This window comes from Myxococcus virescens, from assembly GCF_900101905.1.
GTDB classification, from domain to species: Bacteria; Myxococcota; Myxococcia; order Myxococcales; family Myxococcaceae; genus Myxococcus; species Myxococcus virescens.
The window spans coordinates 755,198-779,212 of record NZ_FNAJ01000002.1 but is presented as its reverse complement, the minus strand read 5'-3'; the positions used below and the strand labels follow the sequence as shown (position 1 = coordinate 779,212).

General features: G+C 68.7%; 22 protein-coding genes and 1 riboswitch. Of the genes, 19 read left to right on the top strand and 3 right to left on the bottom strand.

Going from position 1 to position 24,015, the window contains the following annotated elements; all coding sequences use genetic code 11:
- Window positions 1-64: 64 nt before the first annotated feature.
- Entirely contained in the window at window positions 65-3,262 is a 3,198-nt protein-coding gene (locus BLU09_RS09890) for a type 2 lanthipeptide synthetase LanM family protein (RefSeq protein ID WP_244171588.1), read from the top strand.
- A gap of 85 nt (window positions 3,263-3,347) precedes the next feature.
- On the top strand, window positions 3,348-3,590 hold the full coding sequence (locus BLU09_RS09885; protein ID WP_174257142.1) for a mersacidin/lichenicidin family type 2 lantibiotic: 243 nt from the start codon (window positions 3,348-3,350) through the stop codon (window positions 3,588-3,590).
- A 128-nt stretch (window positions 3,591-3,718) separates the two neighbouring features.
- On the opposite strand, the gene BLU09_RS09880 is transcribed toward BLU09_RS09885, so the two are convergent.
- On the bottom strand, window positions 3,719-4,954 hold the full coding sequence (locus tag BLU09_RS09880) for a DUF1501 domain-containing protein (RefSeq protein ID WP_090488563.1): 1,236 nt from the start codon (window positions 4,952-4,954) through the stop codon (window positions 3,719-3,721).
- A gap of 101 nt (window positions 4,955-5,055) precedes the next feature.
- A riboswitch (cobalamin riboswitch) is annotated at window positions 5,056-5,266 on the top strand.
- A 551-nt stretch (window positions 5,267-5,817) separates the two neighbouring features.
- On the opposite strand from BLU09_RS09880, the gene BLU09_RS09870 reads away from it, so the two are divergent.
- Window positions 5,818-6,273, top strand: coding sequence for an acyl-CoA thioesterase (locus tag BLU09_RS09870; RefSeq protein ID WP_090488561.1), 456 nt, complete (start codon window positions 5,818-5,820; stop codon window positions 6,271-6,273).
- A 63-nt stretch (window positions 6,274-6,336) separates the two neighbouring features.
- Here BLU09_RS09870 and BLU09_RS39330 read toward each other — a convergent pair whose 3' ends face one another.
- Window positions 6,337-6,945 carry a hypothetical protein gene (locus BLU09_RS39330; RefSeq protein WP_244171587.1) on the bottom strand — a complete coding sequence of 203 codons (609 nt, stop codon included), beginning with the start codon at window positions 6,943-6,945 and terminating at the stop codon, window positions 6,337-6,339.
- Between the two features lie 103 nt (window positions 6,946-7,048).
- Between BLU09_RS39330 and BLU09_RS09860 the strand changes: the two genes are divergently transcribed.
- The 14 genes from BLU09_RS09860 (at window position 7,049) to BLU09_RS09795 (ending at window position 19,422) form a co-directional block, all read left to right on the top strand.
- Window positions 7,049-7,360: an acyl carrier protein gene (locus tag BLU09_RS09860; RefSeq protein ID WP_090488559.1), complete on the top strand. Its 312-nt coding sequence runs from the start codon at window positions 7,049-7,051 to the stop codon at window positions 7,358-7,360.
- Window positions 7,353-7,835 (top strand): 3-hydroxyacyl-ACP dehydratase FabZ, encoded by a 483-nt coding sequence (gene fabZ / locus BLU09_RS09855; RefSeq protein WP_090488557.1) that lies wholly within the window; start codon window positions 7,353-7,355, stop codon window positions 7,833-7,835. Before BLU09_RS09860 ends, fabZ begins: the two co-directional genes overlap by 8 nt.
- 19 nt (window positions 7,836-7,854) lie before the next feature.
- The gene (locus tag BLU09_RS09850) at window positions 7,855-8,625 is read left to right on the top strand and encodes an MBL fold metallo-hydrolase (protein WP_090488555.1); all 771 of its coding nucleotides are present in this window, start codon (window positions 7,855-7,857) and stop codon (window positions 8,623-8,625) included.
- Window positions 8,622-9,833, top strand: coding sequence for a beta-ketoacyl-[acyl-carrier-protein] synthase family protein (locus tag BLU09_RS09845; RefSeq protein ID WP_090488553.1), 1,212 nt, complete (start codon window positions 8,622-8,624; stop codon window positions 9,831-9,833). The genes BLU09_RS09850 and BLU09_RS09845 overlap by 4 nt, the downstream gene beginning before the upstream one ends.
- Entirely contained in the window at window positions 9,830-10,852 is a 1,023-nt protein-coding gene (locus BLU09_RS09840) for a beta-ketoacyl synthase N-terminal-like domain-containing protein (protein WP_090488550.1), read from the top strand. The genes BLU09_RS09845 and BLU09_RS09840 overlap by 4 nt, the downstream gene beginning before the upstream one ends.
- Window positions 10,845-11,294, top strand: coding sequence for a 3-hydroxyacyl-ACP dehydratase FabZ family protein (locus BLU09_RS09835; RefSeq protein WP_090488780.1), 450 nt, complete (start codon window positions 10,845-10,847; stop codon window positions 11,292-11,294). Before BLU09_RS09840 ends, BLU09_RS09835 begins: the two co-directional genes overlap by 8 nt.
- Window positions 11,281-12,030, top strand: a complete 750-nt coding sequence (locus tag BLU09_RS09830; RefSeq protein WP_090488548.1) for an SDR family oxidoreductase — start codon at window positions 11,281-11,283, stop codon at window positions 12,028-12,030. Before BLU09_RS09835 ends, BLU09_RS09830 begins: the two co-directional genes overlap by 14 nt.
- Window positions 12,027-12,800: an SDR family NAD(P)-dependent oxidoreductase gene (locus BLU09_RS09825; RefSeq protein ID WP_244171585.1), complete on the top strand. Its 774-nt coding sequence runs from the start codon at window positions 12,027-12,029 to the stop codon at window positions 12,798-12,800. The genes BLU09_RS09830 and BLU09_RS09825 overlap by 4 nt, the downstream gene beginning before the upstream one ends.
- Window positions 12,801-12,861: 61 nt before the next feature.
- The gene (locus BLU09_RS09820) at window positions 12,862-14,097 is read left to right on the top strand and encodes a beta-ketoacyl-[acyl-carrier-protein] synthase family protein (protein ID WP_090488544.1); all 1,236 of its coding nucleotides are present in this window, start codon (window positions 12,862-12,864) and stop codon (window positions 14,095-14,097) included.
- A gap of 38 nt (window positions 14,098-14,135) precedes the next feature.
- Window positions 14,136-15,353, top strand: a complete 1,218-nt coding sequence (locus BLU09_RS09815; RefSeq protein ID WP_090488542.1) for a beta-ketoacyl-[acyl-carrier-protein] synthase family protein — start codon at window positions 14,136-14,138, stop codon at window positions 15,351-15,353.
- Window positions 15,354-15,370: 17 nt separating this feature from the next.
- Window positions 15,371-16,099 carry an ABC transporter ATP-binding protein gene (locus tag BLU09_RS09810; protein WP_090488540.1) on the top strand — a complete coding sequence of 243 codons (729 nt, stop codon included), beginning with the start codon at window positions 15,371-15,373 and terminating at the stop codon, window positions 16,097-16,099.
- Window positions 16,096-17,322, top strand: a complete 1,227-nt coding sequence (locus tag BLU09_RS09805; RefSeq protein ID WP_090488538.1) for an ABC transporter permease — start codon at window positions 16,096-16,098, stop codon at window positions 17,320-17,322. Before BLU09_RS09810 ends, BLU09_RS09805 begins: the two co-directional genes overlap by 4 nt.
- A gap of 19 nt (window positions 17,323-17,341) precedes the next feature.
- On the top strand, window positions 17,342-18,085 hold the full coding sequence (locus BLU09_RS09800) for an outer membrane lipoprotein-sorting protein (protein WP_090488536.1): 744 nt from the start codon (window positions 17,342-17,344) through the stop codon (window positions 18,083-18,085).
- A gap of 5 nt (window positions 18,086-18,090) precedes the next feature.
- Window positions 18,091-19,422: a hypothetical protein gene (locus BLU09_RS09795; RefSeq protein ID WP_244171584.1), complete on the top strand. Its 1,332-nt coding sequence runs from the start codon at window positions 18,091-18,093 to the stop codon at window positions 19,420-19,422.
- A gap of 47 nt (window positions 19,423-19,469) precedes the next feature.
- Here the strand turns inward: BLU09_RS09795 and BLU09_RS09790 are convergent, their stop codons facing one another.
- The gene (locus tag BLU09_RS09790; RefSeq protein WP_244171583.1) at window positions 19,470-21,056 is read right to left on the bottom strand and encodes a DUF1800 domain-containing protein; all 1,587 of its coding nucleotides are present in this window, start codon (window positions 21,054-21,056) and stop codon (window positions 19,470-19,472) included.
- A 176-nt stretch (window positions 21,057-21,232) separates the two neighbouring features.
- Here BLU09_RS09790 and BLU09_RS09785 point away from each other — a divergent pair, with 176 nt between their 5' ends.
- Together BLU09_RS09785 and BLU09_RS09780 are read left to right on the top strand one after the other, a co-directional pair.
- Window positions 21,233-23,095: a protein-arginine deiminase family protein gene (locus tag BLU09_RS09785; protein ID WP_090488534.1), complete on the top strand. Its 1,863-nt coding sequence runs from the start codon at window positions 21,233-21,235 to the stop codon at window positions 23,093-23,095.
- The gene (locus BLU09_RS09780) at window positions 23,092-24,015 is read left to right on the top strand and encodes a HEAT repeat domain-containing protein (protein ID WP_090488532.1); all 924 of its coding nucleotides are present in this window, start codon (window positions 23,092-23,094) and stop codon (window positions 24,013-24,015) included. The genes BLU09_RS09785 and BLU09_RS09780 overlap by 4 nt, the downstream gene beginning before the upstream one ends.

The following is a 24,015-nucleotide window of genomic DNA, read 5'->3' as shown; positions in this document are numbered from 1 at the left end:
CCTCTCACAGACACGCCGAAGGACGACTCGGACACCCCAGGCCGCTGCCTGGATTGGAGAAGGCGTGACGTCTCATTGGGTGCTGGGCCATGCCCTGGAAGAGCGGCTGCCATCGCTCCGGATGCGCGGCACGCCGGAGGCGGTGGACGAGGCACGCGCGCGGCGCAGGCTGGAACGCTGGCGCAAACAAGAACCGCTCACGCGGGACGCACTCTGGGCCGAGCGACTGCGTGCCTCGGGGCTGACGGAAGCGGAACTGCACACCCTCCTGGGAGAACCAGCGGAGGCGCTGCATGCACGCATGGGCGCGCCTCCGCCGTGGCAACGTGTCATCGAGCAGGCCTACGTGTCGGAGATATCGCCGCCCTTCTCCTGGCCGGAGCCCATGCCACCGGGCGTGGCCCTGCTCAGCCTGGTCGAACCACTCGTCCATGCGGCACACGCACGGCTCATCTCCGCCCTGGACACCTGCCTGCGTGACACGCCCGGAGCGCCGTTCGAGCCAGAGCACACCGCCCGCATGTTGCTCGCGCCGCTCCCGCGGATGTTGATGCCCTTGCTGGGACGGACGCTCGCGGTGGAGCTGCGCATCGCTCAGCTCGAAGGGCGACTCCAGGGAGACACGCCCGAAGCGCGCTTCCAGGACTTCGCCCAGCACCTCCGGCGACGCGACGTGGCGCTCGACATCCTTGCCCGCTACCCGGTGCTCGCGCGGCAAGCCGTGGAGTACGTCACCGCGTGGGAAGCCACGGGCGTGGAGCTGATGCAGCGGCTGGCCCGGGACGCCGCCGCGCTGTGGCACCGCTTCCACGGCGGCGTTCCTCCCGGCCCACTGGTGGAGGCCCAAGGTGGTCTGTCAGACCCGCACCGAGGTGGACGCACCGTCTTCCTGCTCCGCTTCGCCTCGGGACTGCGGCTCGTGTACAAGCCGCGCCCGCTCACGGCGGAGGCCGCCTTCCAGCAACTCCTCTCCTGGCTGAACGCGCGCGGCCTCACGTCTCCGCTGCGCACGGCGGAGGTCCTCTCCTCGGAGGGCTACGGGTGGATGGAGTACGTGGAGGCCGCGCCCTGCCAGTCAGCCGAGGAGGTGCGGCGCTTCCATCTGCGGCAAGGCGCGCTCGTCGCGCTGCTCTACGCGTTGGACGTCACCGACATCCATTACGAGAACCTCATCGCGGTGGGCGAGCACCCCGTCCTGGTGGACCTGGAGACACTCTTCCATCCACACACGCTCGCAGCATCCATCCGGGACGTGGAGAAGCAACCCGGTGCGGTGCTGAACGGTACGGTGCTCAAGAGCGGGCTGTTGCCCCAACCCGCATGGCGCGCGAAAGACGGCACGGAGGTGGACTTCAGCGCCCTGGGCGCTGGCGAGGGACAGCTCACACCACTGGGCTATCTGGTGGCGACAGCGCACGGCACGGACCAGCTCCGCTTCGAGCGGCGGCGGATGGAGATTCCAGGCGCGGCGAACCGTCCTCGCATGGAAGGACAGGACGTCTCCGTGACGGTGCAAGCGGACGCGCTCGCGCAGGGGTTCTCTACCCTGTACCGGCTACTCGCCGCGCACCGGGATGCGCTGCTCGCCCCAGGAGGGCCGCTCGCGGCTTTCGAGCACGCGCCCGTGCGAGTGCTCTTTCGCGGCACAGCCAGCTACGACGCCCTGCTGCACGAGAGCATGCATCCCCATGCGATGGGGGACGCACTGGACCGGCAGCGCTTCTTCGACCACCTCTGGCTGGCCGTGAAGGAGCGTCCGTACCTGACGGCCCTCATCCCCTTGGAGCAGGAGGAATTGCAGCGCGGCGACATCCCCCGTTTCACCGCCCTGCCCGGCTCGAAGGACCTGTGGTCAGGCGCGGGCCGCCACCTGCCCGACTTCTTCGACGACTCTGGCTTGGAGCGGGCGCGGCGGCGCTTGATGGGGCTGTCGCCGGATGACCACGAGCGGCAGCTCGGCTTGCTGCGAAGCGCGCTCGGCCGGGTCCAGTTGGCGGCAAGCCCTGGCGACCGCCCCCGCTATCCGTTCCGCGAGCCGTCCGAGCCCGCGCACCCAGACGCACTGCTGACGGCTGCACGACGCGTAGGAGAGCGATTGGTGGCGCTGTCGTTCTCCGGCGCGGGCCATTCCCACTGGCTGTCGCTCGAGATGTCCGACACGAAGGAGTGGCGGCTCGTCCAGGTGGGAGTGGACTTCTACCAGGGGCTCTCAGGCATCGCGCTGGTGCTGGCGCAGCTCGGAGCCCTGACGGGCGAAGCACGCTTCACGCAGGCGGCACGAGGCGCACTGCGCCACCTGACCTGGCGCCTGGAGGCCGCGCCAACGCAGGTCCGTGGCGTGGGCATCCTCAATGGCTGGGGCGGCATTCTCTACGCCCTGACCCACCTGGGGGCACTGTGGGGGGAGCGCGCGCTGTTCGAGACCGCCGAGTCGTTCGTGGGCGCCATGGCTCCCCGCGTGGAGCAGGACGAGCACCTGGACCTGGGCAGTGGCTGCGCGGGCGCCCTGCTGGGCCTGCTGACGCTCGCGGCGCGGCATCCGTCCGAGCGAGCGTCACGACTCGCGCGCGTCTGTGGGGAGAAGCTGCTCCAGACGGCCACGCCCCAATCCCATGGCATGGGCTGGCTTTCACCCGCGACCGGTGGCCAGCCGCTGTGCGGACTCGCACATGGAGGAGCGGGCATCGCGCTGGCGCTGCTGCGGCTGGCCTCCGCCACGGGAGAGTCCCGCTTCCACACCACGGCGCTGGAGGCGCTGGCGTATGAGCGTGACCGGTTCTCGCCCGAGGCCGGCGACTGGCCCGACCTCCGCGCCGACGCCGGGATGCACGGCGGTGATGGCCCCACCTTCATGTGTGGCTGGTGCAATGGCGCACCCGGCATCGGGTTGGCGCGCATCTCCGGGCTGCCGCTGCTCGATGACCACCGGGTGCGTGAGGAAATCGCCGCGGCGGTCCGCGCCACGCTCGCGGGAGGCCTCGGCTACAACCATGGCCTGTGTCATGGCGACCTGGGCAACGTGCTCTTCCTGCTGGAGGCCGCGCGCGCACTGCAGGATGACACGCTGCTGCGGCGCACCTATCAGCTCGCGGGCGGCATCCTCCAGGGCATCGAGTCGCACGGCCATCTGCATGGCCTGCCCGACAGCATCGAGACGCCAGGGCTGATGGTGGGGCTCGCGGGCATCGCCCACGGCCTGTTGCGGCTCGCCGCGCCGGAGCGGGTGGCGGACGTGCTCTCCGTGGCCCCTCCCGTCTCGTGAAGCGGCTTCGTTCCCGACGAACTCCGGCACCGCGAGGGTTGGCGGTCCGTTGGCAGTCCCCCAACAACCCAAGAGGAGCAGCACCATGAGCCACAGCGACAAGAACCACATCCTCCGCGCCTGGCGTGACGCCGACTACTACGACAGCCTCTCCGACGCGGAGCGCGCCGCGCTTCCGGCGAGCCCCGCCTCCGTCATGGAGCTGGAGGATGCGACGCTGGCGTTCATCACCGGCGGCGATGCCGAGGCCACCTGCCCCGCCACCCCCACGCCCAACGAGCTCACCTGTCTCTATACGAACTGCGGGCGCATCGCCTGCTGCCGCTGAGCGGAGGGACGTGAGCTGATGTGGAAGAACCGTGGCGGCTCGACGTGAATACGGACGTGGACCGCTCGGGGGAGCGGCGGAGAAATGCCGCTCCCCCGCCTGCCCCACCGAGAAGCTGAGCGCAGCGCCTATCCAAACAAGCCCAGTGACGGAGGCGGCTTGAAGCCAGGGAACACCCTCGCCAACTCCACACCGGGCCGACAGGCACGCAGGACTTCCGCCAACGGCGCGCGTACGTCCGTCCATGCAGGCACATCGCGCCCGTCCTGCAAGTGGTCCGGCGCCAGCGAATCGAAGCGTCCGTACACCTTGCCACCCTTCACGCCGCCGCCCAGCACCAGCATCGCGCTGCCCACACCGTGGTCCGTTCCGCGACTGCCGTTCTCCCGCACGGTACGGCCGAACTCCGTCAACACCACCACCGTCACCTGCTCCAGCCGAGGTCCCAGGTCCGCGGAGAAGGCAGACAGCGCGCTCCCCAATTCCTGGCAGCGGTTGGCGAACGCGCCCGTCGCGGCCCCCTGGGCGGCATGCGTGTCCCAACCGCCCGACTCCGTCGCCGCCACCTCCAGCCCCACTTCTCCGTGGATGAGCCGCGCGATGTCCCGCAGCCGCTGCCCGAGCGGCCCCTTCGGATACGCCACCGCCGCGCGCGAAGGCAGCTCCGCCAGCCGGTCCTCGTCCAGCAGGGACATCGCCTCGAATGCGCCCTGCCCTGTCGTCCGCAGCGCCTCGTCCACGGCGCCCGCATAGAGCGCACTGAAGCCCCGGGTGGCATCCTCCCCCCGGCGTCCGCCTCGCAACCGGAACTCCTCCAGCCGCCCCATGGCCACCGCCCCCGCGTCTCCGAACAACGAGCGAGGCAGCGTGGGTTGCAGCGCCACGGCGCGCAGCGCGGCGCCCTCCTCTTCCTCCAGCGCGCGGTTGAGCCAGCCATCCGGCGTCGACTTGCGCCCCGGCGTTCCGGACTCCACGAAGTCCTGCGCGTCGAAGTGGGAGCGGACCGGCTCCGGCAATCCCACGCCATGCAGCACCGCCAGCCGGCCGTCGTGCCACAGCGGCATCAGCGCATCGAGCCTCGGATGCAAACCGAACGGCCCTGACAGCTTCAGCGCGGCATCCGGCCCGGTTGCCCGCAGCGCCAGCGAAGGGCGCGCCCGGTGGTACGCCGCATCTTCGATGGGCGGCACCAGCGAGAGCCCGTCCACGCCTCCGCGCAGGAAGACTGTCACCAGCGTGCGGCGAGCGGCTGACGATGGACTTGCGGCGAGCGCCCGTCCCAGGAACCCCGGAGCCCAAACAAGCCCCGCGCCCGTCACTCCCAGGGCGCGCAACAGATGGCGGCGAGTCAGCGGTGCGGTCATGGCGTCTGGAGCTCCGAACGAGAGGTTAACTCGCACAACACCTCCAGCGGCCGTCCCTCGCGGCGCGTCCGCGCGCCTTGACAGTCCAAGAACGCCGACAGTACATACCGCCCCATGTGGGTGCCTGGGCCTTGGCCCGGGCTTGAAAGGGAACCCGGTGTGAATCCGGGGCTGCCCCGCAGCGGTAAGTGAGAACGAACCTCGTCACACGCACTGGTTCCCCCTGGGAACTGGGAAGCGACGAGCAGTAGGAACCCGGCTCCGACCGGAGTGCTCACGAGCCCGAAGACCTGCCCGCATCCGCTCGTGGGAGAAATCCACGGACGGTTTCGACCTGGAGCCGCGTGGGACGGCCGGAAGGTCCGAGCAGCGCTGGAGCCTCCAGCCAGTCTTCGCGCGCGCCTCGGCTTTTCCGACCCAACCCCGCTCGTGTGTCCAGTCGCCCGTGGGGGGCGAAGGTCGGTCCGTGGGCTCCTCCGGGGCCTGGTGTGCGCCGACGCGCGTGCATCGCGACAATCCTTCTTCCACGCGGGAGCCCTGTCGGGCGACCTCGGTCGCCCGCGCTGCGTGGAGGACGGACGATTCAACATCCATGGAGGCTGCATCGCCCTGGCGCATCCGCTGGGCTCCAGTGGCGCTCGAACGGAGCGCTTCCCATCTTTCTCTCGACACGGAGGCCGCGCCCCACACCTGGGGCTACTGCCTCACGGGCCCCGGCCCAGCATCAGGCGTCATCGACTCGTTGGACGCGCTCGCCGATGTCCTGACACGCCATGGCGGACTGCTGACAGACCTGCCGTGGACCGAGCTGCCGACCTTCGGCGGGCCGCCGCCTTCCTTCTCTCTGAACCCCAGGACCCTGCATGACACCCGAGCCCTCCCCCAAGCAGCGCATCGAAGCGGGACGCATCACCGAGGTCAGCCTCATCGAGATGGTCTTCCCGGAGCAGACAAACCACTACGGCACCCTCTTTGGCGGACAGGCCCTGGCCCTCATGGACAAGGCCGCCTTCATCGGGGCCTCGCGCTACGCACGGCGCACCGTCGTCACCGCCAGCAGCGAGCGTGTCGACTTCCACGTCCCCGTGCGGCAGGGCCAGCTCGTGGAGTTGGAGACCCGCATCGTCGCCACGGGCCGCACGTCCATGACGGTGGAGGTGGACCTCTACGCGGAGGACCTGCTCACGGGGGACCGGCAGCTCGGGACGCGGGGGCGCTTCGTGCTCGTCGCGCTCGACGCCCACGGCAAACCCACGAGCGTTCCGCCGTTGCAGCCTCCGGCGACGCCGGAGCTGGAGGACGCCGCGCCCGCGCCGTGACGCTGGCGGCTCTCGTCCGCCGCAGCGCAGCCGGTCCAGGAACTGCTGGCCGAATGACAGCCATCAGCGGTCGAGGTCGAACACCAGCTCGAGCTCGGTGACGTCCCCCTGGCAGGGCCCCTCGCTCCTGACGTCGGCCCGGAGCGAGAGACGGCCCTTGAGTTTCGGAGGATCATCGAGCACCAGCTCTCCACGCAGCTGCTGAGGCGTCTGCTCGATGTAGCGCGGCATCTCGTCACAAACCGTCCATGCCCACGCCGAGACGATTGCCGGAGCGTGGCCCACCTGCGCGGTGAACTCAGCGGTGCCATCGGCACCGTAGGCCAGGGGGATGGCGGTGCCCGCGATGGTCAGCGCCGAGCGGTCGGCGCCCAGGGCCGTGAAGTCGAATCGCAGCTCCATGCAGGACTGGTAGGTGCCGTCGGCGTCGGCGTCCGTCACACCATGGAAGCCGCACACGGACATCTCCCTGAGCCCCGCGCTCCCCGCCCCCTCTTCGGTGATGAAATGCGAGCCGGGGGACTCCGTGAAATCCCTCCATGCGTCGCCATGACGGGCGCGCATGGTGAGGTTCCAGATCGGCTCATCCCCACCACAAGCGGCGAGCAGGAGCAGCAGCGCCAGCGAACAAGCCGGCGTGAAGAGACGGGACCGCTGGGCGAATGGGGTCATGTCGGGAGACGTGACTAGCACGACGTCCTGCCTATGTTTCCAACCTATCCAGCAATGTCAGAGGGCTCCGATACGTTGGTTTCTCAACATCAGGAGACGCTGGATGCACCCCGACAACACGGAAGTGAAGAGCGGCCTCAAGGCCATGATCGTCGACCGCCTGCGGCTGGACATCGACCCCGCGAGCATTCCGGACGGGGCACCGCTGTTCGGCGGTGACTCGCAGGAAGGTGAGGCGGGAGGTCTGGGACTCGACAGCGTCGAGGCGTTGGAGATCGTGGTCGGCATCGAGGAGAAGTGGGGCGTCGTCATCGCGGATGACAGCGTCGCCAAGGAGTTCCACTCCATCGACACGCTCGCGGCGCTGGTCAACCGGCTCATCGCGGAAGGCGGGAAGAAGGCCGCCTGTGCCTAATCAGCAGGAAGCAACGCCCGCCGGGCTCGGCATCCAGGAGCTCCTCCAGCTCCTGCCGCATCGCTATCCGATGCTCATGGTCGACCGGATTGACAGCTTGGAACCCGGCGTGTTCGCCGAGGGAATCAAGTGCGTCACGGCGAACGAGCCTTTCTTCCAAGGGCACTTTCCCGAGCACCCCATCATGCCCGGCGTGCTCATCGTCGAATCCATGGCCCAGGTGGCGGGCGTCATGCTCCGCACGAGGAGCCGCCCCGACCTCGCGCCCGTGGAGCCGGCGACACAGCAGCCAGCGCGGCCGGGCGTGATGGCCAACATCCACCGGATGCGCTTCCGCCGCCCTGTCGTTCCGGGAGACCAGCTCCGTGTCCGGGCCACGCACCTCAAGAGCCTCGGCACCATCCACCACGTGAAGGTCGAAGCACGGGTGGGTGAAGCGCTGGTCGCCGACGGCGAATTGATGCTGGGCGCCTAGCCCAAGGAAACACATCACCATGCTCTTGAATGTGCTGCTCCAGGGGAGCGGCTTTCCACGGCTGCGCTCCACTGTCACCCTCGTGCAATCCCAACAGCGCAACATCCTGGTGGACAGCGGTCTGTGCGACGACGCGGGACGCCTGGTGCTGGCACTCAAGGAACGCGGCCTGACACCGGATGACGTGGACGTGGTCGTCGCCACGCACCTCCACTACGACCACTGCGGCAATCACTTGCTGTTCCGCAACGCGCAATACGTCGTGGGCGCCAAGGACTTCGTCGAGAACGCGCACTTCATCGAGGCGTATCACCAGGACCATACCCCTGGGAAAGCCGCGACCTCGGAGCTGCTGCGCGAGCATTACCAGACGGTGAAGGAGTTCTATGTCCGGTCCATCGTGCGCGAGGTGACTCGGAACATCGGGTTCTACAACCGCGTGCTCGAACGTGACTCGCGCTTCGTCCCTGTCGACGGCAGCCACTGGCTGACGGAGGAGGTCGAGGTGCTGCCCACGCCGGGCCATACCCATGGGCATATCTCCGTCGTCGCGCACCGCGCCCGCACGGACGATGAGGGCACGCCGCGAAAAATCCTCATCGCGGGGGACGCGCTCTTCACACGGAAGACCTTGGTGGAGAACGCCGAGCGGGAGCTCCAGCTCGCGCAAGACACCGAGCTCTACAGCCACACCCGCCGCAAGCTCCTCCGTGAATACCGCCACATCATCCCGGGCCACGACTGTCTGGTGGACACGGCGCCGTCCGAGCCACTGGAGAAGCTCTCATGAGCCCCCACCGCGTCGTCATCACGGGCCTTGGCGTGACGGCCGCCAATGCGCTGTCCGCCGACGAGCTTGCCCAGGCCCTGTCGAACCGCCGCAGCGGCATCCGGCGGACCGCCCCGTTCGACATCGAAGGCCGGACGTACTCCGCGGGCGTGGTGGACCTGCCGGACGAGGCGCCCGACGACGGTGTGGACCGCGTGTCAAAGCTGGCCCTTCACGCCGCGGAGCAGGCTCTCCGCGACAGTGGGCTCGAAGCCCAGGGGAGCTGGCGGGAGGAGACGGGGGTCATGCTGGGCACGAGCCGTGGACCCGCCTTGTCCCTCGAACAGGTCATTCGCTCCGGAGGTGATGAGGACACTCGCCGGAGACACTTCGGGGAGGTCCCCTTCTCCTCCATCGCGCGGAACGTCGCGGACCGGTTCGGCCTGGGCGGCATCCTGTCCACCGTCACCATGGCCTGCGTGTCCAGCAGCCTCGCCATGGGCCGGGCACTGGACGAAATCCGTCAGGGACGGGCCTCCGTGATGCTGGCGGGAGGAGCGGACGCACTGACCCTGCTCAGCTTCAGTGGCTTCTCCGTCCTGCGCGCCATGACGCCCACGGTGTGCCGCCCCTTCGACCATCGGCGCAATGGGATGGTACTCGGCGAGGGCGCGGGCATCCTCGTGCTCGAGGAGCTGAACCACGCGCGCCAGCGGGGCGCGCGAATCCATGCGGAGCTGTGCGGCTGGGGAACGGCGGGCGATGCCCATCACCCCACCAGCCCCCACCCCGAGGGTCGGGGGCTCCAACAAGCGATGACGCTCGCCTTGCGACAGGCCGGGCTGACGACGGAGCAGATCGACTTCGTCAACCTCCACGGAACCGGGACGCCGGCCAATGACCCCGCGGAGTGCCAGGCCCTGCGAGGCGTCTTCGGTGCGCGAGCCGCGTCGGTGCCGGTCAACTCCCTCAAGCCCTACTTCGGCCACACGCTGGGGGCCTCCGGCGCGCTGGAGCTCATCGGCTCCGTGCTGGGCATGGCTCGCGACTTCCTCCCGCCCACCCTCAACTGCGAGGAGCTGGACCCGAAGTGCGACGTCGACGTGGTGCGTGGCGAGGGCCGCGCCCAACGCATCGACACGCTGATGAGCACCAAGTCCGCGTTCGGTGGGGCGAACGTCGCCCTCGTCGCCCGGCGCTTTCCGGAGACAGGGAGGGCCGCCCAATGAGCCGGCGCATCGTCATCAGCGGGCTCGGCGCGGTGTGTCCCCGGGCCACGGGACCTGCGGCCCTCTGGGAGCGCTTCTCCCAAGGCGATGCGGGCCCACCGTCCTCCTTGGCGGAGCGCATTCCCGACGCGGCGTTCGCGAAGCAGTCCGCCCAATTGCGGCACATGGACCGGCTCGGGCGCATCGCGCTCACCGCGACCACGCTGTCCATCGAGGATGCCGGGCCCGGCAATCCGCTCCAGACAGGCATCGCGTTCGGCTCCAGCTACGGCTGCCTGCCCACGAACGCGGAGTACCTGGAAGCCATCCTGGAGCGGGGCGGCCGCTACGGGAACCCGGTGGTGTTCCAGAACACCGTCACCAACGCGGCGACGGGCTACATCTCCATGGTGCACGACCTTCGCGGTCCCACCGCGACCTTGTGCTCGGGCCACGCCGCGGGACTGGAGGCGCTTCGCTTCGGCTGCCAGCAAATCGAGGAGGGGCAGGCGGAGCGGATGGTGGTGGTGGGCGCGGACACCCTGAGCCCCATGCTCCTGGCTGGCATCGCCCTGCCTGAGGGAATGCGGGTGAGTGAAGCAGCGTGCGCCCTGGTCCTGGAGGAGCACACGCGGGCCCTGACGCGCGGCGCACACCGCCACGCGGAAGTCCTGGGCACCGGGCACCGGGGAGGCTCGCTCACGAACCAGGCGCACACGCTGGCCCGCGCGGTGCGGGACGCGATGCACCTGGCCCGAATCGAGCCCGAGCAACTGGGCGCCGTCTTCTCCTGTGCGAGCGGCCGAGGAGACTTCAACGGATGGGAGCAACGTGGGCTCCACGAAGCCCTCGGGGCGCACGCGGCGAAGGTGCCCGTGAGCTGTCCCAAGGACGTGCTCGGAGAGACCTTCAGCACGGCGGGCATGCTGGCCGTCGTGCTGGCCACGCGGGCCCTCGACAAGGGATGCGCGCTGGTCACCGCCCTGGGAGGTGAGGGCAGCGCCCTGGCCGTGGTGCTGCGCGGGGGTGCTCATGACTGAGCACCCCATGGCCCGCATCTACGGCGGGACACCACACCGATTCCCCATGCTGCTGGTCGACGCGGTGGAGACGCTCTCACCGGGCTTTGGCAGGACGTTCAAGCAGGTCTCCGGCAACGAGATGATGTTCGAGCGTTTCGGAGACGCGCCCCCCGCCCTGCCCTCCTGCCTGCTGGTGGATGCCCTGGGACAGGTCGCCATCATGCTCCTGCGCGAGCCCGACGAAGTCACACCGTCTGTCTGGTACCTCGGCGGCATCGAGACAATGACATTTCACACACCCATCCCGGCCGGCAGCGTCCTGCGGATGGAAGCCAACATTCTCAAGCGGTGGCGAACCACGGTGCGCGTCGAGGTCAAGGCCTGGGCCGACGCTGTCCCGGCTGCCATCGGCGTCATGGTGCTTTCCCAGAGAGGTTCAAAGTCACATGAGTCACCCTGAAACAAACACACCGTTCCTGGACGGTCTTCTCCACCAGCAGGTGGTCCTGGTCACCGGAGCAGGACAGCCCATCGCCAATGCCATTGCACGGCGCCATGGGAAGGCGGGGGCGCGTCTGGCCCTGGTCTTCCTGCCGGAGCACGAGGCGGAGGCAACGGCATTGGCCAAGAACCTGGGCGCGGAGCTGGCCCTGGCCTGTGAGTCTTCTGACGCACAGGCGGTAGGCACGGTGGTCCGCCGTGTCGCCACGGACTTGGGCCGCATCGACCTGCTCATCAACGCGTCATTGAGCCGCGCGGCCGGCCGGCTCAGCGACCTGTCCGCCGAACAGTGGAAGGCCGTGCTCGACCGCCAGTTGAGCGGAACAGCGTGGTTCTGCAAGGAGGTCATCCGCCCGATGATGCGCAAGCGCTCGGGGCGCATCATCAACCTGCTGGATGCCGCTTCCGGAGGCGCGAGCCGCGTGGCCGCCGAAGGCATCACCGCGATGACACGCGCGCTGGCGAACGAGGTGGCCCGGCAAGGCATCTCCGTGAACACGCTGGCGGTCCAACTCCTCAAGGAGGAGACAGCACACCTCACCCCAGCGCAGCGCGAGCGGCTCGATGGCGAGTTGGGTCCCCTGGGGCGGCTCGGGAGCGCGGAGGAGGTTGCCGAGGCCGTGCTCTTCCTCGGTTCGAGCGCGGCGAACCTCACGACGGGTCAGCGCCTGTCTGCCACCGGAGGTCTGTGGTGAGTGAGTCCCAGGCAGCACGTCAGCGGTTCCAGCAGCAGGCGGTCATCATCACGGGCGGCTCGCGTGGCATTGGCAAGGCCATTGCCCTCGCCTTCGCCGCGGAGGGCGCGGACATCGTCCTCAACTACGGGAGCAACGCGGAGGCCGCGCGTCAGGCCGCCGCCGAGGTCGAGGCGCAGGGCCGACGCTGCGTGCTGGTCCCTGGCTCGGTCGCCAGCCCCGACGTACCAGGACAGCTCCGGGAGGCGGCGCTCTCCCACTTCGGCCGCATCGATGTGCTGGTGAACAACGCCGGCATCAGCCGGGATGGGCACTTGATGATGCTCCAGGCCGCGGCGTGGCGGGAGACGGTGGACGTCAATCTCTACGGCGCGCTCGCCTGCTGTCAGGCGGTCATCCCGACCATGGTGCAGCAAGGCCGTGGCGCCATCATCAACATGTCCTCCTCCGCCGGAATCAGGGGACGCGCGGGACAGGTGCCCTACGCCGCTACCAAAGGGGCCTTGATTGGGCTGACGCAGGCGCTGGCGGGAGAGCTGGGGCCACATGGCATCCGGGTGAACTGCGTGGCGCCTGGCTTCGTGGAGACGGAGATGGTCGCGGGGCTGATGAACCGTCCCGGGGTGCGCGAGGGCTTCATCCAGGCCACCCCCATCCGCCGGCTGGGAACCGTGGAGGACGTCGCCAACGCCACGCTCTTCCTGGCGTCTCCGGAGAGTGCCTACGTGGTCGGCGACGTGCTGCGCGTGAATGGCGGGCTGGTGCTGTAGCGCGCCGCTCGCGACAGCGGTCTTTTCAAGGAATCGCGCAACACGGGTTGAGAGGAACAGAATGAGCAACAAAGTCGTCGTTACCGGCATTGGCGTTCTCACGCCCATTGGCAACAACCTGGCGGAGTTCTCCGAAGGGCTTCGCTCGGGGAGGGATGGCATCGCGCCCGTCACCCATTTCGACGCCAGCAAGCACCGGTGTCAGTCCGCTGGCGAGCTGAAGAACATCGACTTCTCCGCGCACTTCAGTCCCGAGGAGCTGCCCTACCTCAGTCGCGGCGCCCAGATGATTCGCGTGGCGGCGGCGCAGGGGCTGGCGGCGTCCGGGCTGGACCTGGACGCCGAGGACCGCTCACGCATTGGCGTGGTGCTCGGCACCAACCTGGGAGGAATGCCCGCGAGGAAGGAAGGCTACGCCGCGCTGCACTACCCCTACCGGCGCGGACGCGCGGGCCTGAAGGAACCCTGGCGAGCCCTGGTGCTCGACAGCTTCATCTGCGCCATGAGTGACCACGTCGCCAGCCAGTACCAGTTGGGGGGACTCAGCCTGGTCATGTCCACCGCGTGCAGCGCGGGCCTGCATGCCCTGGGCGTGGCGATGGATGTGATTCGCTCCGGGCGGTCGGAGGTGATGCTCGCGGGCGGAGTCGATCCGCTCAGTGAGATGCCCCAGGCCGGCTTCGGCGTCCTGCGCTCCCTGGCGAGCGACAAGCTGCGGCCCTTCAGCAAGGACCGAGATGGGACACTGCTGGGCGAGTCCGCCTCGCTGTGGGTGCTGGAGAGCGAGGCCCACGCGAAGCGCCGCGGAGCGAACATCCTGGCGGAGCTCGCGGGCTACGGCGGCTCCACGGACGCCTACCACATGACCCGGCCCGACGAGACGGGGCGAGGCCCCGCGCGGGCCATGCAGGCGGCGCTGGCGAGCGCGGGCATGAAGCCCGAGCAGATTGGCTACATCAAGGCGCACGGCACGGGCACGCCGGCCAATGACGTCATCGAGACGCGCGCCATCAAGCATGTCTTTGGCGAGCAGACCCGAGTCCCCGTCAGCTCCATCAAGGCGATGGTCGGCCACAGCCTCGGGTCCAGCGGCGCCATGGAGGCGGCCGCGGCGGTGGTGGCGCTGAACGACGGCTTCCTGCCGCCCACGCTGCACCTGGATACGCCAGACCCCGAGTGCGACCTGGACTACGTGCCCCATCACAGCCGGCCTACGAAGCTGGAAGCGGTGCTCTCCAACGCGTTTGGCTTTGGCGGCAACAACGCCGCGATGGTCTTCCGCCGCTGGGAGGGCTGATGGAACACAAGGGGAAACGCATGGCTGGCGGTACGCGAATGACAGACGAGATGCGAGTGGTCATCACCGGCATGGGCGCGGTGTCCCCCTACGGGGCGGGCGTCCCGCCCTTGCTGGACGCGCTCGCCGAGGGACGCAGCGCCATCCGCCCCATCGACGACTTCGATGTGTCCGGGTGCGGCTGCAAACACGGGGCGCGCGTCCCGCAGGGGAGCCTGTCCGCGCTGACAGGCTCCAACAACCTGCGGCGGGCGCCCCGAGGGACGCAGTACACGATGCTCGCCACGGAGGAGGCGCTCCAGATGGCGGGGCATGGGCCCTCCACGTGGAACCCGGAGCGGGTGGGCGCGTTCCTGGGCACCTACCGGGCCATGGCGGAGGTCAGCCAGGACATCTGGCACCGCATCATCACCAGCGAGCCGCGCTTCGTTCAACCGCTGCTGTTCCAGGAGACCGTGACGAACGCGGTGGCCAGCGCGCTGAGCATCCGCTGGGGCTGGCGCGGCACCAACTACGCCATCAGCGCAGGGAACGCCTGCGGCTTCCAGGTGCTCGCGCTGGCGGCGCAGGCGCTGCGCAGTGGGCGGGCGGACGCCCTCATCGCGGGGACGTTCGACCTGTTCACCACGGCCACGCACTTCGACATGGATGACATTGGCGTGCTAAGTGATGCCAACGTGAGCCGCCCCTTCGATACCCGGCGAGATGGCTACATCATGGGAGAGGGGGCGGCGGTGGTGGTGCTGGAGACGCTCGCGTCCGCGCGGGCAAGAGGCGCCACCCCGCTGGCGGAGCTCGCGGGCCTGGGCGTGGCGCACGACGGACACGCCTTCGGCATCCACCACCCAGAGGGCCGGGGACTGGCCTCCGCGATGCGTCAGGCGCTTCGCGACGCGGAAGCCTCGCCCGAGGCCGTGGACTACATCGCCGCGGCCAGCAACTCCACGCAGTCGTTGGACAGGGCGGAAGTGGCCGCGCTGAAGACGGTGATGGGCGCCGCGGCGAGCGCCGTTCCCCTCAGCAGCGTGAAGGGACTCATGGGCGAGGCCGAGTCCGCCAGCGACATGTTCAACCTGCTCGCCTGTGTCGGCGCGGTCCGGGGAGGTGGGTTGCCTGTCCACGCCGGCACCGAGCAGCCGGAGTTCGAGCTCAATCTGGTGCGCCAGCCGCGGCCCCACCGGCCCGTCCAGACGGCCCTGGCGCACTCCTATTCGTTCGGGGGCAACGCCGGCGCGGCGTTGGTCCGGGCGCTCTAGCATCGAGGAACACAGACATGGCCAACTTGGAAGGGACGGCGGCAAGCACGGCGAACGAGGACGTGCTCCTGTCCCTGAATGACATCCGGCGCGACTACGTCCTGGGAGAAACACGGGTCGAAGCCTTGAAAGGCGTCTCCCTGCGCATCCACCGGGGAGAGTTCGTCGCCATCTGGGGCCCGTCGGGCAGCGGCAAGTCCAGCCTGATGAACATCCTGGGGCTGGTGGACGCGCCCACCTCGGGTGAGGTGTCGCTGGAAGGCACGCCCATCGCGAAGCTGACGGACAACGCGCTCTCCGACTTGCGCAGCCGCAAGGTCGGCTTCGTCTTCCAGAGCTTCAACCTCATCCCCGTGCTCAGCGCCCTGGAGAACGTCATGGTGCCGCTGCAGATTCAGGGCGTGGGCGCCGCCGAGGTGCGCGAGCGCGCCAGTCAGGCCCTCAAGGACGTGGGCCTGGAGAATCAAGCCAGCGCGCGCCCGGACAAGATGAGTGGCGGTCAGCGCCAGCGCGTGGCGATTGCCCGCGCGCTCGTCACGTCGCCGTCCATCGTCGTGGCGGATGAGCCCACGGCCAACCTGGACTCGGAGAACAGCTACATGGTGGTCAAGCTCATGCGTGAGCTCAACCGCACCAGGCGCGTCACCTTCATCTTCACCACCCATGACCCGCGGCTCCTGGACCTGGTCGACCGGAAGCTCCTGCTCAAGGACGGTCTGCTCCAGACAGACGAGGCTGTGCGATGAACTACTTCTCCATTGGCTTCCGCAACATCCTCAAGAATCACCGGCGCAGCCTCGTCACCCTCCTCTCGGTGGGCTTCGGCTTCGCCTCCATCAGCCTCTTCGCGGGATACATCAAGTATGTGTACGGCGGGCTGGCCAAGCAGGCCATCCATGGGGAGCTGCTGGGGCACCTGACGGTGATGAAGCAAGGCCTGCGCACCGAAGGCCGCCTCCATCCGGCGCAATACATGTTCTCCAAGGAGGAGCTGGACCGGGTGATGCCCATCCTCCGGCAATACCCTCACACCCGGCTGGTGACGCCGCGCATGTCGCTCAGCGGAATGGTGTCCAACGGCACCGCGTCCACCGTCTTCGTGGGCGAGGGAATGGTCCCCGAGGACGTCAAGAAGCTCCAGGGTGACTTCCAGCGCAAGCTGTCGGGTGACTTGAAGGCGGACAACCCCATCGGAGTGGCGACGGCGGAGGACCTGGGCAGGATTCTCAACCTGAAGCCCGGCGACTCGGCCGCGCTGCTGGTGAGCACGGTGACAGGTCAGGCCAATGCGCTAGACGTGGACATCGTGGACGACTTCAACACGGGCAACGTCGGCACCAACGACAAGTTCCTGTACCTGCCCTTCGACCTGGCGAAGTCCCTGTATGACTTCGACGGCGCCGAGCGGCTCATCGTGCTGCTGGATGACAAGGCCTTCACCGAGCAGGCGCGGACGGAGCTCACGGCGCAGCTCAAGCAAGCGGGCTTCGACGTGGAGCTCAAGACGTGGCTGGAGCTGTCGAGCTTCTACTCACAGGTGAAGCGCCTGTTCGACATGATTTTCGCCTTCATCTTCAGCAACGTCTTCATCGTGGTGGTCATGAGCATCGTGAACTCCATGAGCATGACGGTGGTGGAGCGGACGCGGGAGATTGGAACGCTGCGCGCCATGGGTCTTCGCCGCTCGGGCATCCTGCGGCTCTTCACCACCGAGGCCTTCATGCTCGTGGTGCTGGGATGCGCCGGAGGGCTGCTCTTCACGTTGCTGGTGCGGCTGGCCGTCAACAGCGCGGGCATCACCTATACCCCGCCCAACTCCTCCAACGTGGTCAGCCTCATGGTCGACCTCGACGTGCCCCGGATGGCGAGGACGTTCGTGATGCTCTCGCTGCTGGGCATCGCCGCGGCCTTCTTCCCGGCGCGTACCGCCGCGCGCAAGTGCATCACCGACTCGCTGGGCCATGTCTGACGGAAAGAGAGACCTCACCATGAAACACATCCTGGCGCTCATCCTGGGGCTGCTGCTCTTGCACACCGGCCCGGCGCGGGCGGCGGAGCCAGACGCGGCGGAGATTCTCAGGGCCTCGGACCGCTCGCGGGGTGGCGGGCTTCCTGGCATCCGCTGGACGGTCCGCATCACTCCCGAAAGCGGCGTGGACAAGGAGCCCGAGCGGCTGCTCACCCTGAAGGCCAACGCCACCGCCAGCCTCGCGGAGACGCGAGAGCCCGTGCGCTTCAAGGGCTCCAAGCTGCTCCAGGTGGACCGGAACATGTGGATGAGCCGTCCCGGCCTCCGCAAGCCCATCCCCATCTCACCGAGGCAGAAGCTCTCCGGTCAGGCGTCTCAAGGCGACATCGCGTCGACGAACTACGCCGTCGACTACCAGGGCAAGCTGCTGCGCGAAGAGGAGGTCAACGGCGAGACCACCTACGTGCTGGAGTTGAAGGCCATCAACACGTTCTGCACCTATGACCGCATCACCTACTGGGTCTCCAAGGAGCGGCAGGTCGGCGTCAAGGCGGAGTTCTTCTCCCTCTCCGGCAAGCTGCTGAAGTCCGCGACCTTCGAGTACGGCAACCAGCTCACCCACGAAGGCAAGACGTTCCCCTTCGTGAGCAAGATGACCATCCAGGACGCGCTCACCCCGGCCAAGACGACGCTGGAGTACGCCGACGTTCAGGTGACGGAGCTGGCGCGCGGGACGTTCGACGTCAACCGGCTTGGGAACTGAGGCGCATGCGCTCCAAGCGAATCGCTGTCTTCTCGCCAGCGGGCCTGCCGTTGTTCGTGGGCTTGCTGGCGGGAGGGCTGGGTACGACGGCGAAGGCCCAGGCGTTCCAGGAGCTGCTGGAGCAGGGCTCCGCCGGCCTCCAGGTGCTGGCACTGGACAGTGAGCGAGGACTCCGTGAGAACAGCCTGCTCAATCCTGGCAATCGCATCGCCCGTCTTCCAGCAGGGCAGACGGAGGTGGAGGGCCGGCTTGATTTGAAGCTCGCCACGGACACCTTCGAGGTGAGCCTGAAGCCCCGGGCCCGCTTCGAGTGGCGGCGCTTCGGGGAGACGGGACCGGAGACGCGGCTCGACGCCTGGGTGAACCAGGGATTGGTGACGCTCTACCCGGTGCAGTCGCTCGCGGTGTCTCTGGGGAGGGACGTGCTCATGTGGGGGCCCTCCAATTTCCGCTCGCCCAGCAACCCCATCTACTTCGAGAACGGCCGGAACAACCCCATGCGCGAGCTGCGAGGCGTGGACGTGGCCCAGGCCACCTGGTCCCCCACGCAGGCCCTGTCCCTGTCGCTGCTGCACCAGTTCGGCGACGGGCGCGGTGACTGGCAATGGGAGAAGGAGGACGGGTTCAAGGCCCTGTCGTTGCTGAAGGTGGACTACACGGCGGAGTCCTCCGTCGTGGGACTGAACGCCTCCAAGCGGTGGGCCCACGAGCGCCCGCGCTTGGGTGCCTTCGGGCAGACCACCGTCAGCGAGGCGCTGCTCCTCTACGCGGAAGGTGGCCTGCGGCAGGGGACGGCCGCGCTCTACCCCGAGCGGATCCCCAACGCCGTGGGTGGCGCCTTCCTGCCGCGCCATGTCCGGGACCACCGGCTCCTCTACTCCGCCCTCGCTGGCGGTGGCTACACGCTGGACTCCGGCCACACCATCTACCTGGAGTACCTGAGCAACAATGAAGGCTACCGGTGGGCGGATGGCGCGCGGTACTTCGACATCGCCAGCAGCGCCTCCTCCGTCCTCGCAACGCCCTCCGCTGACGCCGCGCTCGCGGGCCAGACGCTGGGGGCGGCGCTCAACAATGGGCTGGCGCTGCTGGGGCGGCACTATCTGTTCTTGCAGGTGCAGAACAACCCCACCGACACCGGGCCCACCTGGCAGCTTCGCTATTCGCTCAACCTGGTGGACGGCAGCGGGCAGGCCTCCGCCTATGCCGAGTGGAACGTCTGGAGCCGCCTGGCGCTCTTCGCGGTAGGCGTCATGCACCACGGAGGCAACCGCACTGAGTTCCACTCATTGCTGAGCCAGTCGATCCTCGTGGGAGCCAAGGGCTACGTCCTGTAGCCGCGTGGACAAGGACATGCCGCCACCCCAGGAGTGGAACATCTCCCCTACTGCTTCTGGAACTCCGGCGAGCCCAGCAACAACCCGGCGATGAGCGGGACGTCCACGGGGCGTGTCTCTCCCACGGCGCTGGCGGCCTCCGCGCGCTTCGACAGCGCGTCGAGGATGGTCGCTCGCGTCTCCTCCGACGGAGGCGCGCCCAGCAGCGCGTGGCCCAGCGCGTCCACCCAGGCGCGCTCGGTGGGCTCGGCCGGCGTGGCCAACGTCTTCAACGCGACCTTCGTCCCCGGCATCCGCCCGGACACCAGCTCCAGGCTGAAGTTGAGCCGGGCCACCAGGGAGCCGCTGTTCACCCACGGAGCCGCCCCTTCCGGAAAGCCCGTGGGCGCTGGAGCCCGGAAGAGCGGCTCGCCCATCTTCGCCAGGGACTGCACCAGCCGGGGGCGCACCGTCACCTCCGCTTCGGTGGCTCGCAGCGCGGACACCACGAACTCGAAGGGCGTCTTCACCTTCGCCGCCCGCGCCTCGGGTGCCCAGAACTCTGGTGACTGGAAGAGCGCGCGGTACACGGTGGGCAGGTCCCCGCCCGAGTCGAGGAACACCTTCGCCACCCGCTCCACCAGCGCCGGCGGCGGCGTGTCCGAGACGAAGCGCCGCGCCAGCTTGCGAGCGACATGGCGCGCGGTGGAGGGATGTCGCGCCAGCAGGTCCAACACCTGCTCCCCATCCGCCACGCTCCGCTGACCGGGGATGCGCTGTCCCAGCACCCACTTGTCGTCCGGGTCATGCGCCCGGCGACGGAAGTAGAACGCAGGCTCCTGGCGCGGCTTGCGGATGCTCCAGCCCGTGAAACAGCGGGCCACCTCGCGCACGTCCTGCTGCGTGTAGCCACCCTCCACGCCCAACGTGTGCAACTCCAGCAGCTCGCGCGCGTAGTTCTCATTGAGGCCGGGCTTCGGCGCTTCGGGCTCGCGTGACACGCGCTCCGGCATCCCGTCACGGACGCTGCGCCAGTTGTCCAGGTAGAAGAGCATCGCCGGATGGCGGGCCGTGGCGCCCAGCAGTTCCCGGAAGTTGCCGAAGACATGCGGGCGGATGGCATCGCGCTCGTAGGCCGTCACCATCCACCGCACCGCGCCTTTGTCCGAGGACACGTTGAAGTGGTTGAACCAGAAGTCCACCAGCACCTCTTCGAGCTGATTGGGACTCTCCACCGCCCGCAGCAGCTTCGCCGCGGATTGCTCCAGACCGATGAGGGCGGGACGCTGTGGCTCACGCCCGTCCTTCAAGGCTTCCTCCCGCTGGCGCTTCGGCGGGTACTCCCGCACCAGCTCCGCCATGGACATCGTCAACGTGGGCAGCGCTTGAAGCTTCGCCTCCAGACCAGCGGGCAGCGGCGCACCGGGACGGGAGAGCTGCGACGCCATCCATTCCTCCACGCCCTGGCGCCGCAGGTCCGCCAACGCCTGCCGCGAAGGTCCGAAGGCCATGCGCCTCAGGACGTGGACCGCGCGTGCCTCGTCGAAGGCGGGTTCGGCCGACACAGGCTCCGACGCCACCACGGTCGTGGGGTGCGGCCCGCTCGCACATGAGAGCACGAAGGCCACCAGGAATCCGACAGACAGAAGTCGCATGACGATGGAGGAACCCCACACGGTACCTGAAGTTACGCGGTGAGCTGTGGGCTCGAAGTCAAATGACGCTTTCCTGGCGCAAAGGACTCCCGGGCCACTGCATCGTGACTTGCCGTAGGGCGCACGATGTCGTTCCACCGGGACCGGGCTGCCCGTCGGTGCCCCCGGAGAGCGCCATGCCGCCGTCCCCGCCTGCCCGAGCACGTCTCCTGCCGCTGTTGCTGGCATGCCTGTGGGCCAGCGCCTGCGGGCCCGTGGCCGATGACGAAGGGGGACGCCCCGGAAACGAGGATCCACTCGAAGGGCCCTTTCATCCGGTGGTCGACCTGCGCGCGGATGTGAATCGCAATGGCATCGTCGAGCTCGACAACCCCACGGAGGACGAGGGCGAGGACACCTGGACGGCGGAGCGCGGCGCCATCTTCCTGGCCAACCTGGACGACGACGAGGACGCCTGCCCCTTCTCCATGGACCCCCACCGCATCAGCGATGACGCGCTGACGCAGTGCCATGACGCCATGGACGCGGTGGTGAATGGCGAGTCGGACCTGGAGGACCTGGCCCGGCTGCGCACGGTGCCCTGGCCCGAGGCGCCCCCTGGCACAGTGGGCTCCGTCATCGTGTCCGGGGCCGCGGGCAAGAAGGTGCGCCTGTTCAAGCGCGTGCGGGGCAACTTCATTTCGGGCGGCTTTCCCGACACGGTGTTCCTGTCGACCGCCGAGATACGGCGCGGCGTGGTGCTCGCCATCGAGGGGCGCGACATCGTTCGTGACCCCGAGGAGTGGGATGGCTTCGCGGACGTGGTGCTCACCATCGGCCGGAACAATCCGCACGACCCGGTGTTCACCGACACCGTCCGCATGCGCGTGGCGCCCGTGGTGCTCTTCCACCACATGACGCCCGCGTGGAACGTCTTCGTCTCCAAGCCCGCCGCCAGCATCGAGGCCAACCAGTTCCGGCAGGCGCTGGGCGGCGTGCTCGCGGACTCAGGAGAGCGGATGGTCTACTCCGAGTTCGCGGTGGATGACTTGTGGACACAGGACTACTTCGAGCCCGCGTACATGTCGATGCCCGGCCCGGGGGGCCGCCAGCACGTCATGCAGGTCCACTACCGCGCGCCGCACGTCTACAACACTGACGCGAACGCGCCCCTGCGCGCGGCCGGCCGCATCGCGTTCTGGCTTCGCGGCCCCGACAATGCCGCCATCCAGCAGTACCAGCAGGGCATGTCCATGGCATCCCAGACGCTGAACTCCTTCGGCAATACGGAGGTCATCCCGCCTTACGAGAAGGACGGTGTCACGTATCCCCTGGGCCGGCTGTTCCGGGGCCGGGGGCCGGACTCTCGGCCGGACTATCAGCCCGACCCCAGCTTCACGAAGATGCTGGAGGCGCAGGCCGTGCAGCCTCCCATCTACGTGGACACCTCGTGGCTGTTCGTGGACCACGTGGATGAGACGTTCACCTTCCTGTCCGCCCCCACGCCTCGGGGCTGGATTGCCCTGGTGGCCGACCCGGCGCTCGCGCGGCGGATGCTCCAGGACGCGCAGTCCCGAGGGCACGGAGACGCGAAGCTCTTCGCCGGCCTGTCCTGGGCGTACTCCATTCCCGCGGAGGCGAGCATCGCCGAGGTGCTCGACAACCCCGAACTGATGGATGCCAGCGCCGTGGCGGCACTGGAAATCGACACGCAGCTCTCCATCCTCCGCGAGGAGACGGGCCTCACGGACGCCGACATCATCCGCGTGCCCTTCCTCTTCCAGCACGCTTCAGACGGCGTGACGGCGTACCAACCCGCCACGCTGAACCTGCTGTCGCTGACGCCCACGCAGGTCGTCGCGCCAGACCCGCACGGACCGCTCATCGATGGGAAGGACCCGTTCAAGACGCGGTTCGAGGAGGCGCTCGGGGCCCATGGCATCCGCGTGCACTGGGTGGATGCGTGGGCGCCGTTCCACATCGCCCAGGGCGAAGTCCACTGCGCCACCCAGAGCGCTCGGCAGGTGCCCGACGTGAAGTGGTGGGAGGGTGGACGATGAGACGCGCACTGCTTCGCGGCCTCAGCGCCGCCTGGATGCTGGCCTCCTTGAGCGCGAGTGGGGCGGAGACGCCCCGCCCGGATGATGACTGGAGGGCCAGCTTGAAGACGAACATCTCCCGGGCTCGCCGGGAGACTCCAGCGGCGTTCACCCGGTTCGACACGGCCGCCGCCCAGGTGGACGCGCTGGACGCGAAGAAGCGGGGCGCCCTGGCCGCGGTGTCACCGGGGCTTCGTGCGCTGGGGCCGGAGGCGCTGTGGCCCATGGTGGAGCGGCTCGCCTTCCCACCTCAGGAGACGCTGCGGCTCCCCTCGCGTGAGTCCGCGCGGCTGGCCTTCAAGGTGGGCCTGGTGGAGGCCACAGGGGCGCTGCGTGACCTCCGCCTGGCCCCCTTGTGGAAGAGCCTTCTCGAAGGTCCGGACACCCAGCCCCAGGTCCTTCGCGCGGTCGCGGGAGCGCTGGCGCGGCTGGAGACCTTGGACGCGGCGAACACGCTCATCGCCGCGTCGAAACAGAGGGACGCCCGGGGCGAGGCCGCGATGGAGGCCCTGGGTCTGTGCCGGCGGCTCGTGGCGACACGGGCGTTGGCGGATGCACTGGACGCCCGGCCGGAACGCGACGTCATGCGACGGTTGGCCAAGGCCCTGGGCGATGCTGGGTCCGCGTGGGCATGGAAGACCTCGGGCGTGAAGGCGCGCTCGGAGGAAGGCGCCATCCGTCGCGTGGCGGCCGAGGCGCTGGTGCGGGCGTACCTGGACACGGACGGTGACGTGCGGCGCGCCGTCTCCAACGCCCTGCTGCGCGTGGATGCGCCCCAGACGCCCACGCTCATCGACGCGGCCCGGCTGGGCGCCCCGCCCTCCCAACAGGCGGCGCTGGACGCCCTGGCGGAACGGCTGCGCCACAACCCGCTGCGCTGA

Bases quoted from the DNA above. Each gene is read 5' to 3' on its own strand.
- BLU09_RS09885 (WP_174257142.1), top strand. From the start codon at position 3,348: ATGAGCCACAGCGACAAGAACCACATCCTCCGCGCCTGGCGTGACGCC.
- BLU09_RS09840 (WP_090488550.1), top strand. From the start codon at position 9,830: ATGAGCCGGCGCATCGTCATCAGCGGGCTCGGCGCGGTGTGTCCCCGG.
- BLU09_RS09870 (WP_090488561.1), top strand. From the start codon at position 5,818: ATGACACCCGAGCCCTCCCCCAAGCAGCGCATCGAAGCGGGACGCATC.
- BLU09_RS09790 (WP_244171583.1), bottom strand. From the start codon at position 21,056: ATGCGACTTCTGTCTGTCGGATTCCTGGTGGCCTTCGTGCTCTCATGT.
- BLU09_RS09880 (WP_090488563.1), bottom strand. From the start codon at position 4,954: ATGACCGCACCGCTGACTCGCCGCCATCTGTTGCGCGCCCTGGGAGTG.
- BLU09_RS09785 (WP_090488534.1), top strand. From the start codon at position 21,233: ATGCCGCCGTCCCCGCCTGCCCGAGCACGTCTCCTGCCGCTGTTGCTG.
- BLU09_RS39330 (WP_244171587.1), bottom strand. From the start codon at position 6,945: ATGACCCCATTCGCCCAGCGGTCCCGTCTCTTCACGCCGGCTTGTTCG.
- BLU09_RS09805 (WP_090488538.1), top strand. From the start codon at position 16,096: ATGAACTACTTCTCCATTGGCTTCCGCAACATCCTCAAGAATCACCGG.
- BLU09_RS09850 (WP_090488555.1), top strand. From the start codon at position 7,855: ATGCTCTTGAATGTGCTGCTCCAGGGGAGCGGCTTTCCACGGCTGCGC.
- BLU09_RS09860 (WP_090488559.1), top strand. From the start codon at position 7,049: ATGCACCCCGACAACACGGAAGTGAAGAGCGGCCTCAAGGCCATGATC.
- BLU09_RS09800 (WP_090488536.1), top strand. From the start codon at position 17,342: ATGAAACACATCCTGGCGCTCATCCTGGGGCTGCTGCTCTTGCACACC.
- BLU09_RS09830 (WP_090488548.1), top strand. From the start codon at position 11,281: ATGAGTCACCCTGAAACAAACACACCGTTCCTGGACGGTCTTCTCCAC.
- BLU09_RS09820 (WP_090488544.1), top strand. From the start codon at position 12,862: ATGAGCAACAAAGTCGTCGTTACCGGCATTGGCGTTCTCACGCCCATT.
- BLU09_RS09810 (WP_090488540.1), top strand. From the start codon at position 15,371: ATGGCCAACTTGGAAGGGACGGCGGCAAGCACGGCGAACGAGGACGTG.
- BLU09_RS09835 (WP_090488780.1), top strand. From the start codon at position 10,845: ATGACTGAGCACCCCATGGCCCGCATCTACGGCGGGACACCACACCGA.
- BLU09_RS09845 (WP_090488553.1), top strand. From the start codon at position 8,622: ATGAGCCCCCACCGCGTCGTCATCACGGGCCTTGGCGTGACGGCCGCC.
- BLU09_RS09780 (WP_090488532.1), top strand. From the start codon at position 23,092: ATGAGACGCGCACTGCTTCGCGGCCTCAGCGCCGCCTGGATGCTGGCC.
- BLU09_RS09815 (WP_090488542.1), top strand. From the start codon at position 14,136: ATGACAGACGAGATGCGAGTGGTCATCACCGGCATGGGCGCGGTGTCC.
- BLU09_RS09795 (WP_244171584.1), top strand. From the start codon at position 18,091: ATGCGCTCCAAGCGAATCGCTGTCTTCTCGCCAGCGGGCCTGCCGTTG.